12 protein-coding genes, 1 pseudogene and 1 CRISPR repeat array are annotated in these 17,584 nt (G+C 60.9%); of the genes and pseudogenes, 6 read left to right on the forward strand and 7 right to left on the reverse strand.

The window, feature by feature from the left end; genetic code table 11:
* The first annotated feature begins 146 nt into the window (after positions 1-146).
* The 4 genes and pseudogenes from cas9 to RB2654_RS09530 all read left to right on the forward strand — a co-directional run bounded on the left by cas9 (position 147) and on the right by RB2654_RS09530 (position 5,913).
* Positions 147-3,365 (forward strand): type II CRISPR RNA-guided endonuclease Cas9, encoded by a 3,219-nt coding sequence (gene cas9, locus RB2654_RS09520; protein ID WP_040884657.1) that lies wholly within the window; start codon positions 147-149, stop codon positions 3,363-3,365.
* Between the two features lie 57 nt (positions 3,366-3,422).
* Complete coding sequence (cas1, locus tag RB2654_RS09525) at positions 3,423-4,334, forward strand: type II CRISPR-associated endonuclease Cas1 (protein ID WP_008330827.1); 912 nt, start codon at positions 3,423-3,425, stop codon at positions 4,332-4,334.
* A 137-nt stretch (positions 4,335-4,471) separates the two neighbouring features.
* Positions 4,472-4,675 (forward strand): annotated as a pseudogene (gene cas2 / locus RB2654_RS24060) (CRISPR-associated endonuclease Cas2); the annotation flags it as partial.
* A gap of 72 nt (positions 4,676-4,747) precedes the next feature.
* A CRISPR array of direct repeats spans positions 4,748-5,374; the repeat unit is 36 nt; unit sequence AGCGTAGCAGTTCAGAATTCGAGGTCCAGCCGCAAC.
* Positions 5,375-5,511: 137 nt separating this feature from the next.
* Entirely contained in the window at positions 5,512-5,913 is a 402-nt protein-coding gene (locus tag RB2654_RS09530; RefSeq protein WP_008330831.1) for a helix-turn-helix domain-containing protein, read from the forward strand.
* Between the two features lie 321 nt (positions 5,914-6,234).
* Here RB2654_RS09530 and RB2654_RS09535 read toward each other — a convergent pair whose 3' ends face one another.
* Positions 6,235-7,545 (reverse strand): helix-turn-helix transcriptional regulator, encoded by a 1,311-nt coding sequence (locus RB2654_RS09535; RefSeq protein WP_148912463.1) that lies wholly within the window; start codon positions 7,543-7,545, stop codon positions 6,235-6,237.
* 4 nt (positions 7,546-7,549) lie between these two features.
* Positions 7,550-8,842: a helix-turn-helix transcriptional regulator gene (locus tag RB2654_RS09540; RefSeq protein ID WP_008330835.1), complete on the reverse strand. Its 1,293-nt coding sequence runs from the start codon at positions 8,840-8,842 to the stop codon at positions 7,550-7,552.
* A 450-nt stretch (positions 8,843-9,292) separates the two neighbouring features.
* Here RB2654_RS09540 and RB2654_RS09545 point away from each other — a divergent pair, with 450 nt between their 5' ends.
* The gene (locus tag RB2654_RS09545; protein WP_008330837.1) at positions 9,293-9,607 is read left to right on the forward strand and encodes a hypothetical protein; all 315 of its coding nucleotides are present in this window, start codon (positions 9,293-9,295) and stop codon (positions 9,605-9,607) included.
* 225 nt (positions 9,608-9,832) lie between these two features.
* Here RB2654_RS09545 and RB2654_RS09550 read toward each other — a convergent pair whose 3' ends face one another.
* Positions 9,833-10,450 carry a trimeric intracellular cation channel family protein gene (locus RB2654_RS09550; protein ID WP_008330843.1) on the reverse strand — a complete coding sequence of 206 codons (618 nt, stop codon included), beginning with the start codon at positions 10,448-10,450 and terminating at the stop codon, positions 9,833-9,835.
* Positions 10,451-10,585: 135 nt separating this feature from the next.
* Here RB2654_RS09550 and RB2654_RS09555 point away from each other — a divergent pair, with 135 nt between their 5' ends.
* A complete protein-coding gene (locus tag RB2654_RS09555; protein WP_040884660.1) occupies positions 10,586-10,786 on the forward strand; it encodes a hypothetical protein in 201 nt (66 codons plus the stop codon).
* A gap of 783 nt (positions 10,787-11,569) precedes the next feature.
* Here RB2654_RS09555 and RB2654_RS09560 read toward each other — a convergent pair.
* The 4 genes from RB2654_RS09560 to RB2654_RS09575 form a co-directional block, all read right to left on the reverse strand.
* Positions 11,570-13,117: a sulfatase family protein gene (locus RB2654_RS09560; RefSeq protein ID WP_008330845.1), complete on the reverse strand. Its 1,548-nt coding sequence runs from the start codon at positions 13,115-13,117 to the stop codon at positions 11,570-11,572.
* Entirely contained in the window at positions 13,114-15,537 is a 2,424-nt protein-coding gene (locus RB2654_RS22385; RefSeq protein ID WP_008330846.1) for a TRAP transporter permease, read from the reverse strand. The genes RB2654_RS09560 and RB2654_RS22385 overlap by 4 nt, the downstream gene beginning before the upstream one ends.
* Positions 15,538-15,608: 71 nt before the next feature.
* Complete coding sequence (locus tag RB2654_RS09570; RefSeq protein ID WP_008330847.1) at positions 15,609-16,580, reverse strand: TAXI family TRAP transporter solute-binding subunit; 972 nt, start codon at positions 16,578-16,580, stop codon at positions 15,609-15,611.
* A gap of 52 nt (positions 16,581-16,632) precedes the next feature.
* Positions 16,633-17,577, reverse strand: a complete 945-nt coding sequence (locus RB2654_RS09575) for a LysR substrate-binding domain-containing protein (protein WP_008330849.1) — start codon at positions 17,575-17,577, stop codon at positions 16,633-16,635.
* Between the last annotated feature and the right edge of the window lie 7 nt (positions 17,578-17,584).

The following is a 17,584-nucleotide window of genomic DNA, read 5'->3' on the forward strand; positions in this document are numbered from 1 at the left end:
TAAAAATGTGGTGCTACTTCGAGCTTGTTAACGGCTCGACCGCGAATTCTGAACATCCTAATGATAACGTCCTGTCGCACTAATTCAAGTTGATTTCTGAAAGGAGAGCGGGAAGTCTCTATCGGACTGGAGGAAGGGTATTTCGTATGCGCCTCGGCTTGGATATTGGCACGAATTCGATTGGATGGTGGCTATATGCGACCGCAGGGACAGGAGCTTCTGCGCGTATCGTCGCGGTGATCGATGGGGGCGTGCGCATTTTCGCGGATGGCCGAGACCCAAAGTCGAAGGCATCGTTAGCAGTGGACAGACGAGTGGCACGCGCAATGCGGCGGCGGCGTGATCGTTATCTTCGGCGCCGAACTACGCTTATGAAGGTGCTCGTTGATGCCGGACTGATGCCCAGCGATCCGGCAGCTGCAAAGGCGCTGGAAACGCTTGACCCCTATGAGCTTCGCGCGACCGGTCTCGACGTAATGCTCCCACTCACGCATCTCGGCCGAGCTGTGTTTCATTTGAACCAACGCCGGGGCTTCAAGTCGAACCGCAAAACGGATCGCGGTGACAATGAGAGTGGTAAAATCAAGGATGCGACCAAGCGACTGACCTGGGCGATGCAGGAGGCGGGCGCGAGGACTTATGGTGAGTTCCTTCATATGCGTCGCGCGCGCGCATCTGATCCGCGTCAAGTTCCGTCCGTGCGCACACGCCTTTCTGTAGCCAGTCGAGGTGGGCCCGACTCGAAAGAGGAAGCCGGCTACGACTTCTACCCCGAGCGCGCGCACCTTGAGGATGAATTCCACGCGCTCTGGTCCGCGCAGGCCGCGTTTCACCCCGATCTCACGTGCGAACTCCGCGACGTGGTGTTCGAGAAGATTTTCTACCAGCGACCTCTGAAAGAACCAAAGGTCGGCCTGTGCCTATTCACCGCAGAAGAGCGCTTGCCGAAAGCGCATCCATTGACAGGCCGACGTGTGCTCTATGAGACGGTTAACCAACTTCGTGTCACGGCGGACGGTCGCACCACCCGACCGCTGACGCTCGAAGAGCGCGACATGATCGTTTATGCGCTCGACAACAAAAAACCTGTGAAGAGCTTGTCGTCTATGCACCTCAAGCTCGTGGCGTTGGGTAAGTTGGTCAAACTCAAGGACGGGGAGAGGTTCACGCTGGAAAGCGGTGTGCGCGACGCGATCGCCTGTGATCCGATCCGCGCGACGATGGGGCACCCGGACGGGTTCGGACCGGCGTGGTCCAGGCTGGACTGGCAGGCGCAGTGGGCGCTCATCGAAAAACTGCGCCAAGTGCAGTCGGATGATGACTTCGCATCTTTAGTCGCTTGGCTGGGTGCGACACACAACCTCTCCGAAGACCACGCGAAACGCGTCGCCAACCTCCATTTGCCCGAAGGGTATGGGCGATTGGGCCTCACCGCGACCGAGGCGATCCTGTGCAACCTGAAGGCGGAGGTTTGCACGTATTCGCAGGCGGTTGAGCGATGGGGTAAACACCACTCAAACCAGCGCACGGGCGAATGTCTGGAGGCGTTGCCGTATTACGGTGAAGTGCTGGACCGCCACGTCATTCCGGGCACTTACAACGAGGACGACGATGACGTCACGCGCTACGGGCGCATCACTAATCCGACGGTTCACATCGGCCTGAACCAGCTTCGTCGCCTTGTTAACAGGATCATTGCGACTTATGGCAAACCCGACCAGATCGTCGTCGAGCTTGCGCGCGAGTTGAAGCAATCCGAAGCCCAGAAATCCGAAGCCTTGAAAAAGATCCGCGATACGACGGCCGACGCCATTCGGCGGGGTCGGCAACTCGAAGAGATCGGGCAGAAAAACACCGGCGCAAACCGCCTGCTTCTTCGACTTTGGGAGGATCTCGGCCCGGCCGTCGGTCCGCGGTGCTGTCCTTACACCGGCAAGCCGATCAGTGTGACGATGCTCTTTGACGGCGCCTGCGACGTCGATCACATCCTGCCGTATTCCCGCACGCTCGACGACAGTTTCGCCAATCGCACGATCTGTCTGCGGGAAGCCAACCGGCAGAAGGGCGACCGGACGCCGTGGGAGGCATGGGGCGGCAGCGACCAATGGGACGCCATCGAGGCCAACCTCAAGGACCTGCCCGAGAACAAACGAAAGCGGTTCGCGCCCGATGCGATGGAGCGGTTCGAGGGTGAGAGGGACTTCCTTGACCGGGCCCTGGTCGATACGCAGTATCTCGCGCGCATTTCGCGCGCATATCTCGATACGCTCTTCACCGAAGGCGGGCACGTTTGGGTCGTGCCGGGTCGCATGACGGAAATGCTGCGGCGACATTGGGGCCTGAACGCGCTTCTGTCCGACAAGGACCGTGGCGCTGGTAAGGTCAAGAACCGGACGGACCACCGCCACCATGCGATCGACGCGGCCGTCATTGCCGCCACCGACCACAGCTTGGTCAACCGGATCAGCAAAGCGGCCGGGCAGGGCGAGAGCGCAGGCCAGTCAGCAGAATTGATTGCGCGTGACACGCCGGAACCGTGGGAGGGGTTCAGGAATGACATTTCAGCGCAGATCGCGCGCATTGTCGTTAGTCACCGCGCAGATCACGGCCGGATCGATGTCGAGGGCCGCAAACACGGGAAAGACAGCACCGCGGGGCGGCTTCATAACGACACGGCCTACGGGATCGTGGATGACCATACGGTGGTGAGCCGAACGCCCCTTTTGTCTCTGAAGCCCGGCGACATCGAGGTTACAACAAAGGGAAAAAACATCCGCGACACGCAGCTGCAAAAGGCGCTGTCCGTCGCAACAACAGGGAAAGATGGCAAAGGCTTTGAGGAGGCACTTCGCAATTTCGCAGAGAAGGAAGGCCCTTATCAGGGCATTCGCCGTGTTCGTCTCATAGAGACACTTCAAAGCTCGGCGCGTGTCGAAGTCGGCTCTGATGAGGACGGTCAACCGTTGAAAGCTTATAAAGGCGACAGCAACCACTGCTACGACCTTTGGAAGTTACCTGATGGCAAAGTCGTGCCGCATGTCGTCTCGACCTACGAAGCGCACGCTGGAACGGACAAGCGCCCGCATCCGGCGGCGAAGCGCATTCTGAGAGTTTTCAAGAAAGACATGGTCGCAATCGAGCAGGACGATCAAACTGCTATTTTTTATGTTCAGAAGCTCGACCGCGCCAACGGGTTGTTCTTGGCCCCTCATTTAGAAGCCAATGCGGACGCTCGGCATCGCAACCCGAATGACGCTTTCAAGTTCCTGCAAATGGGCGCAGGGTCGGTTGTCAGAAACAAGTTGCGCCGCGTTTATGTCGATGAAATTGGACGCATCAAGGACCCCGGCCCGCCGAAACACTGATCGGAGTCGTGCGAATCGGTAAATTCTGCCACGCTTCCAACAATTTGGAGCGAGAATTTGGACCGTATCATTGATATCGCCACGGACGGGCGTCACCTGTCCCGTGTCCGTGGTTTTCTTCTGGTTGAGCAAGATGGTGCCGAAGTCGGGCGCGTTCCGCTGGACGAAATAGCCGCCATCCTGCTCCATGCACATGGCATCACGCTGTCGGGGTCTCTTCTGGCAGAACTCGGGGATCGAGGCTGCCCAGTCGTCGTCTGCGGCGCCAATCATGCGCCGCGGTCCGTCCTGCTTCCGCTTGAGGGTCACCATGCACAGGGCGGACGTATGCGCGCGCAGTTCCAGTCCAAGGCGCCCCTTTCGAAACAGGCATGGAAGCGGATCGTGACCTCGAAGATTGCGATGCAAGCCGCCGTGCTCGACGCCTTTGGCCACCCCGCAGCGCCACTTGGGATGATGATCCGTTCAGTCGTCAGTGGCGACGCCGGAAATGTCGAAGCCCAAGCCGCTCGCTATTACTGGCCCGTCCTAATGGGGAGCGATTTCCGTCGTGACCGGAATGCCCCGGACATGAACGCCCTCCTGAACTACGGCTACACGGTGCTGCGCGCGACTGCGTCACGTGCAGTCGTCGCTGCGGGCCTTCATCCCTCGATCGGTCTCCACCATTCAAATCGCTCAAATGCTTTCGCACTTTCTGATGACCTTATGGAGCCGTTTCGACCGCTTGTTGATGCGGCTGTCTGGGGGCTTGTGAAACGCAATGGCGATCATGTCGATACCGTGGCGAAGCAGACATTGGCGCGGATTATTGCGTTCGATCTTCCCTTGGGGGAGGGGCAGACGCCTGTATCTGTGGCATTGTCAAAACTCGCCACGTCTCTTGGCCAGAGTTTTGAAGCGGGCAAGCTGTCTTTGTTGTTACCCGCGCCGCCGGATGCGCTCACTTTAAGGAGCGCGGGATTGTGACCGAAACACAAACTCATTTATCGGGGTATAGGATCATGTGGATACTGGTAATGTTTGATCTCCCCACGGACACAAAACCGCAGCGAAAAGCAGCAACGGGGTTCCGAAATTTTCTCTTGGACTAGGGGTTCGAGCGAAGCCAGTTCTCTGTCTACGCGCGGTTCGTAAATGGGAAGGAAGCGTTCCAGACACGCGTCAGTCGTATAGCAAGAAACTTACCCGATAATGGCGATGTCCAAATCCTGAATTTCACGGACCGCCAGTATCGTGACATAGTTCACTTTTCGGATCAGGGTCGAAGACGTGCCCGCAAAAATCCTGAGCAGTTGGTGTTGTTTTGACCGAAGGGTAAGGAAAATGTATCTTAGCACCCTCCCAAAACCCTGCGATTACAGGATCTTGAGAGGGTATCAAGCGTAGCAGTTCAGAATTCGAGGTCCAGCCGCAACAACTTGCTACGCCCATGGATCAGGAGGGGCAGCGTAGCAGTTCAGAATTCGAGGTCCAGCCGCAACTGACCTTCGCCACACATTCGCGTCGTGGTAGCGTAGCAGTTCAGAATTCGAGGTCCAGCCGCAACCGCCGGGTCAAACGATTGACATTGACGGCAGCGTAGCAGTTCAGAATTCGAGGTCCAGCCGCAACCACACCAGAGAAGGAGACGAGCGATGGGTGAGCGTAGCAGTTCAGAATTCGAGGTCCAGCCGCAACTGGTGAGGCGAGCCAGCCCCACGAATAAAAAGCGTAGCAGTTCAGAATTCGAGGTCCAGCCGCAACAGTTGCTGCCGCACCTCGTCCTGAGTTGCGAGCGTAGCAGTTCAGAATTCGAGGTCCAGCCGCAACCGGCCAGTTGATAGGGATAGCCAGTTCAACAGCGTAGCAGTTCAGAATTCGAGGTCCAGCCGCAACCCACAGCAGGAGTGAGAGACATGTTAGCAGAGCGTAGCAGTTCAGAATTCGAGGTCCAGCCGCAACACCAGAGAACACCTGACACGATGCCCAAGAGCGTAGCAGTTCAGAATTCGAGGTCCAGCCGCAACCCAGAAAGGCGGTTATGTGCGCGGGTCTGAGCGTAGCAGTTCAGAATTCGAGGTTGTAACCTGCCACAGTTCCCCAACGACCCCTCGCTATAAAGAAGACATGCAGCACACGCTGCGCGATATCAGCGAGGAAGAACATGACCACGAAACCGCACGAGCACACCCAACTTGCAAAATTTGTCGAGCGCCGGGTTCTCGAACTGAAATCCAAGAAGACGCAGGCCGACATCGCGGCACAGGCTGGATACGTGAACCAGAACATGATCACGATGATCAAGCAGGGCCGCTCAAAGGTCGCACTTGATCGCATCCCGGCGCTCGCTGGGGCTCTCGAATGCGATGCGGCCTACCTCATGCGTCTCGCGCTCGAACAGGCGATCGGCGGCACGGCGGCGGCCACGCTCATCGAGGTGTTCGGCGACCCCGTGACGGCGAACGAACAGGCGTGGTTGCGTGAAATCCGTGCCGCCTCTGGACATACAGACCCGAGGCTCACCGCGCGCTCACAGGCGAGCATCCGCACTATCTTCGGGAAGTGACATCATGGAAAAGCGTGAAAATGAGGACCTGACACCGAACGAGCGCGATTGGCTTCGTTTCTTGCGCGACATATCGAACGGTCGGGATGTCGCCATCACTTTGCGCAGGGTGCAGGTGCTCAGGCGGGTGTGCGAGAGAAAGCGGGCATAGATGCCGTTAACCGGGTAAGCGGGCTAGGATGGATCGCGGGGCTTATTAGGTTCCACATATGAGTGCGACTTGGCCCCGCCGCGCGCCTACCGTGACGAGGCTGCCACTTCTACACTGAAAGCCCGGCGTCCTTTCGGCGGACGCGGCCGCCGTCCGAAATCCGACTTGCCTTAACCTAGCCGCGCCACGATGCCCGCCAACTCCGACTGCTTGGAAATCCCGAGCTTGTCGTAGACAGTCTTTAGCGTCGAGCGGGCTGTGTTTTCGGAAACGCCAATGAGCTCTCCGCTTTCGCGTGCCGACCGCCCCGAGGCCATAGTGGCCGCTAGCCGCGCTTCAGCTGGTGTCAGGCCAAGGACTTGAAGCAATGCTGCGGCCTCAGGTGAAGATCCTGTTGACGGGTCCGAAAACAAGATCAGAACAGCGGGTTCGCCGGCCAGCACGCTGGAAACGGGAAGAGCTCGGGCTAGGATCGGAAGCGCACCTTCGGGGCGTTCGATGGCGATCGGTTCCGACACGAGGCGGTGGCTCGTTTCCAAGGCCGAAACGGCGCCGTCAAGCGCCTGTTGGTCACGTCGGCGCCAGACCAACAGCTTGCCACCGATCTTCGCAGAGGTAAGTATCCTTTGCGCTTCGGGCGTCAAGAACAGCGTGCGACCGTGGTGGTTCACCAAGGCGGCGGGATGCCCTATCCTAGAAAGAAGATCCATCAAGCCTACCTGGTGGGCGCGGGCCGAGTAATCCGCCGTCTCCCCCGCGAAATAGCGGCTAGGTGCGGAAAAGGTCATTGGCATTTGTTCAATCAACATCGCCCAGACGACTTCGCTTGGTTGTAGGGATTTCATGAGTGCTGACGCGGCGTTTCCGATTGAGAATTCGCGGACGGTGGAAGGCACGAAACGGCCCGTAAACGCGATTGAGAAAATGTTCAGTCCGTTGTTCTCTGCTTCGCCAATATAATAGTGAATGCCGGATTGCGGGGGCAATATCTCTGCGTAATGCGGTTCAAGGACAATCGAAGCTTCCAGCCCGGTTTGGGTGTCAAGGGTCGCTCGAACGAAGGCCCCGTCAGGCACCACATCAGTGGTGCCCCGTCGAGCGCGTCGATTGTAGTCTTTGAAGATGATCCTTTGACCTGGGCCGCCAAGGACATGTTCTGAAAAGAACACCGTCGGCGACCCGTCGGGCGATTGCGGCCCTTTGACCGAAATGCCAAAAAAAGTGCCGCGAAGGGGCGCAAGTCCCCATCCCTCGGGAGCCACATACATTCCGACAACCCCGCTGAAATCATCCAGCGGTTCCAGCGCTTCTGGCAAAGCCGCGCGCGTCGCTTCAGGTTCGAATCGAACGCCGAGATAGAAAAATCGCTCTGTTTTGACCATATAGGGTGGGGCCGGCGTATCGCCGTCGTCTGTGTTCGGCTTTCCCAGAAAAGTGGACGCGATCAAGTTGCTTGTTGATGTCTTTCCATCCGTGCTCATGGCCTCATCCCAACCTCGCCACGATGCCCGCGAGCTCAGTCTGCTTCGAGATCCCGAGCTTGTCGTAAACGACCTTCAGAGTGGAGCGCGCTGTGTTGTTTGTGACCCCGAGGTAGTCGGCGCAGTCCCCTACGGATCGCCCCGCACCGATCCCCGCGGCCAGGCGAGCCTCGGCGGGGGTGAGGCCCAACACCTGCAAGACCTTGTCGGCTTCTTCGGACACGCGTGCATCGGGTTCCGTGAAGAGGACGAGGAAAGCGGGTTCACCTGCCATCGCCCTGGACACTGGCAATGCACGGGCGACAATGGGCACCGTCGAATCCGGGCGCACGAGGGCTACAATGTCCGAGACGAGCGATCCGGCCTGCCCTGCCCGAACAATCTCGGCATCAAGGTGCCGCTGATCCTCTTTGCGCCAGGTGATGAGCCGACCACCAACCTGCGGCATGGCCAGCATCGATCTTGCCCTTTCATTGAGAAACAAGAGCCGGCCGTCCCGCGAAACTAAGGCTGCTGCCAGCCCGATACGGCTAATGATGTCCATCAGGCCAAGTTGATGGGCCTCGGTGTCCGGTGCGCCGGCGGTCGGGTCGAACGGGTGTGGCTCACTGATAGCGAGTGGTCCACTGGGGCCGTAGTTCACGAAGGGGAAGCCGGTGGGCTTCAGCATTTTCAACATGTCCGACGCAGCCGGAAGCACCTCGTAGTCGATGAGCTCGGCGGGTGCGAACCGCCCGGTATAGGTGACGTAGAAGTGGGCGAGGCCGCCCTCGGGAGCGTCCGAAATATAGTGATGGATGCCGGAGACGGGATCGGGGAAGTCCTCGGTTGTCCGTCTCATGGTCAATCGCACTTCCGGTTCGTCGCGACCGGCCTCTCCATACCAAGTGAGGCCTTCGTTCCACTGGTTGCAGTATCCGATCTGCATGCGCCTGTTGTAGTGGCGCCTGAACAAGCGGGCGGGCTGCCCGGAGTAGTAGTTGAACGCCCGGAAGAGCCTAGGTGTCCCGTCCGCAGAGGCCGCGTTCTTGACGTCGAGCGCGATGTAGACCAGCGAATAGGGTTCTAGCCCCCAACCCCCGGTTGACGTCGTCATCCCGATGAAGCCTGTGTTCTCGTCCGAGATCTCAAGTTCCTCAGGCACCGCCGCCCTGACCGCATCGCGCTCGAACTCTGCGCGGATGAACAGAAAGTCCCGGACGTTGATCTGATATGGCGGCGGAGGATCATCGCCGAACGACTTGATACCATGGATGGCATGGATCGGGTTCACACCCTGCGTGACGTCGCTGTCCATGTTTCTTGCCCCCTGAACAGATCATGACGGTCGACTGATACGGCGCGGATCTTCGAAGGAAGCCGCTGTCACCGATACACAGCACGGGGCGGCACCATAGGGAAGGAACCGGCCCGGTTGTCGAGATCATGTCACGCCGTCGTGGGCGTTCAGCGCGCGGCGGGGTGGTTGACCCTCATTATCCCTGAAAATGGACTATCTGGTCCAGAACTTTCGAAAAGCTCCGCATAGGCTCGACCAAAGAGCCGGCGCGGCCACGCTGAATGGACCGGAAAAGGGCCGGCCCTGAAAATGACTTTCGACGGAAAAACCTGCCTCGGCACCCCCCAAACGTGGGGTGTGGGACTCGAGTCGTTCTGGAAACCTGAAGTCACAGCCTGAGACGGAACAGACCTCCAGGCACCTCAACGCAGAACCGAAACCTGCCCCAGACCTCGAAAGGACAAGACCATGATCCGCATTGCCACCCTCACCGCCGCCCTCGTCGTCGCCACTGCCGCCACCGCGGAAGATCGCGCCACCGCCCCTTACCCGTCGCCCTCGACCGAGGTGATGCAGGGCACGGTTCCTTACGCCCCGCTGACGGCCAAACAACTCGCCGAGAAGAAGCGCCTTCACCTGCTCGCGCAGGCCGGAACCACCATCCCGAGCGGCTTCTACCTGCCCGTCCCAACGGCGGCTCAGCCCATGCACATCCCCAGCGGCGGCTACCTGCCCATCCCGGTTCCGACCGGAACGCACAAAAAACGTGGCATGAGCTCCTGAGACCTCACTGTATCGGGCCGGCGCTGATCCGTCTCTCACGATGTAATGCCCACCGGCGCCCACCCAGACCGCCCCGCAGACCGGGGCGGTCATGCATTTTGCCTGTTGTTGGTCGGACGACGGTCACCCACTCCGTTGCCAGACACAGGGCGCTCAACCCGACCGGCATCGTTCCCCTCGGACCGGACCACCTGCTGGGCTGGGGGCGTCGATGGCCAATCGGGTTCAGGAGCCTGGCGCGCGTGGGGCGCGCCAGTCCCGCCAGACGCTTATTACTCGGACGGCGAAGGCCCCCACGACGCCGGCCGCAGCCGTCCAGCCGTCAGCTAGGCCGAGCGCACCGCCAGCCACCACGATCGCCGCGCCGACCATGGCGGCGAGCGCATAGACTTCTTCGCGCAAGACACGCGGGATCTCGGCGACAAACAGGTCTCGCACCGCACCACCGCCGACAGCCGTGAGAACACCGAGCAGGATGGCCGGCAATGGGTCGAGACCGAACACGAGCGATTTATGGCAACCGCTGACCGCGAAGACTCCGAGTCCGAGCGCATCCAGCACCATCACGGGCTTGTTCAGTCGATCCAGCAGGCGGTGCCCGAAGAACACGCAGACTCCTGCTGCAAGGGAGGTGAGAAGGTAGCGCGGATCCTCCAACGCTGTAGGGGGCGTCGCGCCAAGAAGCATATCCCTGATCATGCCTCCTGCGAGACCGGCTGCGACAGAGAGAACCGCGATTCCGAATATGTCGAGGCCACGGCGGACCGCCACAAGCGCGCCACTGATGCCAAATACAAAAGTGCCGAGTAGATCGAGCCAGAATGCAAGGGGTAGTGATTCCATGTGGATACCGTGGCTACATGCCCAATGCGCATCTCGTGGGCCGCTGATGGCGAATGGCGAGTGAGGGTGAAATTCCGAAAGGCCCTGACGTCCGTAGCAGACAACGGGACATACCCCAAGCTACACGTCGGTCGCGTGAACATCGACCTCCACGGACACGGTGGCGGTAATTCCGTCACCTACGAAAAGGGTCGCGGCTCCACCGGAGCGGAGGGCGGAATCCTTGCCGACTTCGACGGTGAACACGGCTGGTTCTGGCGCAACCGCGACAGCGTGCCGGTCACGGTGACCGTGCTGGTCAAAGGCGAGTGTGCCGAGTTCAAGGACGCAAGCTAGAGGAGACGGGCTGCCGTTCGTCGACATTGCGGCGGACGGCGGCGACCACCTCATATTTGTGACCAAGACCGGCAACCAGCATTTCGATTGTGCCCCGTTTCGGTCGGGCCAGGAATGGCTGGGTCAATCCGCCGCGCCGGATCCCTTTCTTTCTGGAGAGGAAGTTCGCTGCGGACAGCCTCGTGCGCGACATAGCAGACGAGCTCCTCAAGTTGGAAGATCTTCTCGAATGCCACCTCAAGCGTATTCTGCCGCCATCCGGGCCACCGTCCCATACATTGAAAAGGCCAAAGATTCTCGGGTGCGGACCGACTTCGCGCCAGCCCCCCCGGCGCGATGCTGCGTCAGAGACGCTCTGCGCGCGCCCTGGGCGCGCCATCATAGGCCCGGAGTCCTTTGGCGCCTGCAATGGCCCTGGTGCGCCTGGCGGGCAGCGCAGCGCCTCTGACAGCACACACCTAATTGTCCGTGAAACTGGCCATCCGGATCTGGTGGCCCGGTTTAAGCGCTAGTGCATGTCCGGCTGGTTGGACCCCGATCGAGTGAACGGCCCTCGGCGTGGGTTCATCGCTTTCCACTAAAACCGGACTAGTCCATGAGGCACGGAGATGAGCTAGGTCGAAGTCCTATAAATTTTTGATACGCGCGAGGGGGATCGTTTCCGGCGCCGACGTCAAAGGCGGCACCGAACCTCCCATCCACCCGACGCCGTAGCAACCGGCTGTAATGGTTTCATCCCCGCGTCAGGAATGACGATCAAAGATGCGCGGGTCGTTGAGGCGACTAGGCTCGAAAAGGCGGGAATGGGCTGGTCTCGGTCGCGCCGATCAGCTCGTCGACGAGCTTGTGGATCAGCGTGGTGCGCAGGACAGTGTGATCGGGGTCGCCCCAAAAGTTCCGGGTTTCGTCGGGGTCTGTGACCCGTTCGTATAGCTCTCCCCAATCCTCGCCCTCGTAGACCGTCATCCGATGATCGGGGGTTAGAAGAGTGCGCGAGTTCGCCGGCCGGTCGGTGAAGTAAGGCTTGGGATAGGCGTTGTCCTCAAACTCCATGAGAAGTTCTTCGCGTCTCTCACCGCTCCAGAGGCTACGACCCTGAATGCCATGGTAAGGCGCAACGCCAGCACGTTCGAGGAGCGCCGGTGCGATATCGATGGAGGAGGCGAGCCGGTCGTCCGTAGTGCCCCCGTCGCGTTCCGGGTCTCGCCAGATGAAGGGCACCCGGTAGGTCGAATTATGGATGTAGGGACCCTTCAGCAGCATCGAGAACGTGCCGAGGAAGTCGCCATGATCCGCGTTGAACACGACAACCGTATTGTCCCACTGGCCATTCGCTTTCAGTCGGTCGATCAGTTTGCCAACCTGATCATCGATCAGGGCAATCATCCCGGCAGTTAGGGCCATCGCTTCCTTCAGGTGCCGTTCGGTCGCCATGAAGTTTTCCTGCCCGGCCGTGAACTGGCTCCCATCGACAAACTTCTCGCGCAGCGCTTTTAGGACCGGGTTTGGGGTCTCATGTGCTTCGAATGGCAGTTCAACCTCGAAATCGTCAGGGTCATACATATCCCAATAGCGACCCGGCGGATTGAATGGGTGGTGAGGGTCCGGAAAGCTGACGAGCGCGAAGAAAGGCGTGCTGGCGTCCTGGGCATCCAGAAACTCGCACCCTCGCATCCCGATGTAGCTCGAGGGGTAGAGTTCCACCGGCAGTGGCGTGCGGTAGGCCTGGGGGCAGGAATAATTGTGCGGCAACTGGTTTTCGCGGTCGCGTAGCGCCTGCCAGTCGTCCGGGCGGCTGGTCTTAAGCCATTGCAGATAGTGACCGTTCGGGCGGTCGCCGTGGTCGGACGTGAAGTCGACGTGATCGAAGCCGTAATAAGGGCGCGGCACCACGATCTCGTCCGCCGTCAGGTTCTCGGGCGATTCCACGTCATAGCGGTTCGCATCCTTCACCGCCTCGGAAATCGGCCCGGTCACGGGCTGCGACCCCTTCTTCTGCGGATGGCCCGTCATGCGTTGAAGGTGGCTCTTGCCGATCAGTGCCGTGGCATAGCCGGAGGCCCGAAGCGCCTCGACGAAGGTGCTTTGCGAATAGGGCAGGCTCAATCCATTGTGGCGCAGGCCATGAACCGACGGATAGCGCCCGGTCAGGATCGAGGCGCGGTTCGGCTGACACACGGGGGTCGCCACGTTGAAGTCGGTGAACCGGGTGCCCTGCGCGGCGAGCGCGTCGATGTTCGGGGTCTTTACGACAGGGTGCCCGGCGACGCCCAGCCAGTCCGCGCGCATCTGATCGACCATGATGACAAGGATGTTCGGGCGGTCGGTCATGCGGTCTGTTCCTTTTGCGCGCGAAGGTAATGCTGCCCCACGATCCCCAGCGCCCCGGCAAAGGCCACCAGATGCACGGCAGGCAGCGGCGCGATCAGCAGAAGCGCAAGCCCCACCCGCAGAAGCACTTCGACCGGGTGCAGGCGGTGGCGGTCGAACCGGCTCATCGCGCTGGCGAACAGGTAGATCATGGCGAGCGTGCGAAAGATCGCGGACAGGAACCCGATCATCGAGAAGGCCGCGCCATCGTCGAACGCCTCCGGCACGATCATCATGTCGGGGTTCAGCGCGAACATGAACGGCACCGCGAAGATGACGATCCCGATGCGCACGGCGGCGATCCCCGTGCCGATCGGTTTCGCACCCGCGATCGCCGCGGCGGCAAAGGCCGCGACAGCGACGGGGGGCGTGATCGCTGACGCCACGCCGAAGTAGAACACGAACATATGCGACGTCATCAGCGACAGGCCGAGCGAATTGAGCGCCGGACCCAGGATGATGATGACCGTAAGATAGGCGGGCAAGGTAGGCATACCCATCCCAAGCAGGAGCGAGACGACAGCAGTGATGACGAGCGTGAGCAAAAGCGCCACCTCGGCATAGTCCGAGATCGACCGGCCAAGGCGCGACGGCAGGTCGGTCGCGTCCATGACCCCGACGATGATCCCCACGACGCCGACGACCATCAGGAGCCTTCCGAAGGTCTTGCCGCCGTCCGCGATGGCGGTCAGCAGGATGATCGGCGCGCGGCGCACCACGGGGCTGAAGGCGGACAGCGCCAGCACCACGATAATGGCGGTCAGGGCCGACCCGGCCGGCGAAGCGCCCGCAATCAGCCGCCAGATGATGACGGCGAGCGGTAGGAACACAAGTAGCAGGACATTGATGTAATCCTGCGTCGTCACGGGGTCGAGCTCGTCGCTGCCCTGCGCCGACATGTCGAGCCTGCGGCTTTCGAACCTGACGGTCGCGAACAGGGACAGGTAATAGGCCAGCGCCGGGACCAGCGCGGCGGTCATGATGTTGAGATAGGGCGTGCCGGTCAGGTCGGCCATGACCAGCGCGGCGGCCCCCATGATCGGCGGCATGATCTGCCCTCCGGTCGATGCAGTCGCCTCGACACCTCCCGCGAAGTCGGCCCGAAAGCCGCGCTTCTTGATCATCGGAATGGTCACGACCCCGGTGCCCACCACGTTCGACACCGCCGAGCCGCTGACAGACCCGAACAAGCCCGACGCCAGCACGGCGGCATGGGCCGGGCCCCCGCGCGCGTTGCGCATCAGGTAGAACGAGATCTTGATGAGCGAATCCGCCGCTCCGGTGGCAGACAGAAGCGCCCCGAAGATGATGAACGGCAGCACGTTGTTGAGAAGGATCGAAAGCTTCGAACCAAGGACCGCATCCGCCGTGTTGAACCACAGGTTCTCGGCCGCCGAAGTATAGCCGAGCGCGAGGGCGTGGAAGATGCCGGGCAGGTAGCTCGAAGCGAAGTAATAGGCGAGCGCGACCGCTCCGCACAGCGCAAGCGCCGCCCCGAACACGCGCCAGCACAGGTAAAGGATGGCAAGGCAACCGATCACCGCCGTATGCGCGTCGGACACGCCAAGCCCAAAGGTCTCGGTCCCGATGACGAGGTATTGCAAGACGGCATATCCAAGCGCGGCGAAGGCGATCCAGTCCCCGATGGCAAGGCCGCGATGCTGCACGCGCCCGATGTCCTCTTCCGAGCGGCCAAGCGTCAGCACAACGATCAGCGCGGCGAGCAGGAACATGATCGCGTTGTATTTCTCGGTCGGGCTGGCCGGGCCGATCCCGAACATATCTGGGATGTATTCCCCGCGCCACGCCGCCAGCCCGATGGTCGCGAACGGGATGGCGGGCAGGACAGAGATAAGCCCGGTCAGACCCATCAGGAGGCCCGCGATCATGGCTGCCCGCGCGCGTCCGTGTTCGAGGTTGCGCAGAGACTGCATCAGGAACAGAGCCGCGGCCACCAGCCCCATAGACAGGATCGGCACGACACGGATGCCGAAATCGCCTACCCGCAGGATCGGATATTCATAGGCCCTGAGATCCATTTCAGGGTCGAAAGGCGGGGCGAAGTGGAAGCCGACTAGCGCATCGACGGTCAGAAGCGCGAGCGCGGCGAGGCCGAACCAGAGCGCGGTGCGCCGTTCGTCCGACGCGACCTTCCACACGAACCCGGCGGTCGCGATCAGGGCGAGCAGCCGCAGCCAGGTGATCCCCTCAGGTGCCCATCCGACGGGAAGGGCCGCGTAGCGATAGAGGTTGAACTTCAGTGAAATGATCGTCTCGGCGACCAGACAGAGGATCGCGAAGGCGGCCCAGGCAAAGGCCGTCGCGGCCCGTTTGTCGTCCAAAAGGAACGGGGTCAGGGGTTTGACTGGCGCAGACGCCATGGCATCACCTTGTGCTGAGAGGCAGGGGGCTGGACCCCGAGGGGTCCAGCCTGGTCGGCGGCGGGCGGCGGTTACTTCACCGCATCCGGGATCGTCACGCCGACTTCTTCGTAATACCGCATCGCGCCCGGATGCAGCTTGGCGGACATGCCGGTGAAAGCGTTCTCAATGCTAACCGGCGCCAGCACGCGAATGTCACCCTTGGCCTTGTCCAGATTCTCCCAGAACGCCTTGGTCAACGCATAGGCGTCGTCGTCGGACATATCTTTGTGCACCGTCGTCTGCATGAAATTCTCGGCACCCTGCACCTCGCCTTCGTTGACGACGTTGGAATAGGTGCCCGCCGGGATGACTCCCACGGTGTTTGAACCGCCCGCCGAGAACTTGGCCCAGACGTCAGTGTCTAGTGCGCTATCGGGCAGATCGATCAAGCGGATCTCGCCAAGCTGCTCGATGGCGGCGTTGCCCACGGCCGAGGGAAACATGAAGGCTTCGAACTGGTTGTCCTGAAACGCCTGAATGGCGGCGCCCCAGCCAAGGCGGACGACTTCGAAGTCCTGACCGCCGACGAGGCCGGAGGACGCGCCGATGATCGACTGCGCCTGCGCGTTCGCGGCCCCGGCGGGCGGACCAGTGAACACACGGCGCCCCGCGAAATCGTCGAAGGTTTCGATGCTGCTGGTCGCGCGGACGATGGCGTGGAAGATGCCGTTAGTGAAGCCGTAAAGCGCCCGGACGTTCTCGGACGCGGCCATCGCTTCTTCGGCATTGTTTTTAAACGGGCCGGCTCCGCGCGTCATCGCGTTGTAGGCGGTCGGCGGGCAGACGGCCACGTCGACCTTGCCGGTGGCGACGTTCATACAGGCCTTGGTCAGCGTCTGGCCCGAGTTGATCTGCATGTCGATGTCGCTGTAGTTCGCGATCACCTGCGTCGACAGGTTCGTCATCCCGGTCGGATTGCCGGTTTCGGCGGTGAAGGTCTGGGCATGGGCCGTGGCCGTGAACCCGGCGGCCAGAATGGTCGCAGTAATGAGATGTTTCATGGTGTCCTCCCTGTTGCGACCAAAATGCAGATCAAAATACGAATGAAAAATGCTATTTTATCGTTCTTGCATTACTTTTTTGATATGCTGGAAGTGGCACGGCATCCCGGATCATCTCGATCAGGCGGCTTGCAGCGGCGTTCATCTGGCGATCCGGTAGGACGGTAAGGCCCACCGGGCCGAGCGTGTCGAACCTCAGCCCTTCGAGCGTCACGAACTCGCCACCCGAAAGCTCGCGCTGCACGACACCCTGCGGGATGAGCCACACGTAATCGGTTGCACGAAGGAAATCGCGGGCGAAGTCCGCCGAGTCGGTTTCGATCAGGTCCGGAATGTCGCTGATGCCGTTGGCCAGCAGGATGCGGTCGACCTCGTGCCTGGGGATGGTGCCTTGCAGGTTTAGCATGATACCGAACCCGAGCAGGCTGCGGAAATCGCCGATGGGCTTTCGGCGCAGCGGATGATCCTTGCGCACGACGCATAGGATTGGTTCGGAATAGAGATGCTCGAAGGATAGTCCGCGCATCGCTTCGCCATGGGCCATTCGCCCTACGACGAAATCGATCGCCCCCGCGCGCAGTTTGTCCATCAGTTCAAGATTGGTGCCGCGCAGGACCGTCAGCGTCGTGTTCGGCACCTCGGCTTTGAACCGGGCCACCACTTGCGGGAAATACTGCGCCTCGTATGTCGGAAGCACGCCACAGGCAACGCTGTCGCCCCGTGGCCGCTCGCCCGACGCCGTTTCTACCGCCTCTTCGATCCGGAGCAGACCGCTTGAGATTAGCCGGTTGAAATCGCGCCCTTCTGGGGTCAGTTCGAACGCCTTGCGTCGCCGGTCCAGCAACTTGACGCCCAGAACTGCTTCGAGGTCCGAAATCGTGCGCGAAACGGCAGGCTGGCTCGTGCTCAACGCCTCGGCCGCGCGCACGATGCCGCGCTGGCGCACGACTTCCTGAAAGCAGCGCAGGTGACGCATCTTCAATCGTTTGTCGATCATGGTGGAC

The sequence above is a fragment of the Maritimibacter alkaliphilus HTCC2654 genome, from assembly GCF_000152805.1.
GTDB lineage: Bacteria > Pseudomonadota > Alphaproteobacteria > Rhodobacterales > Rhodobacteraceae > Maritimibacter > Maritimibacter alkaliphilus.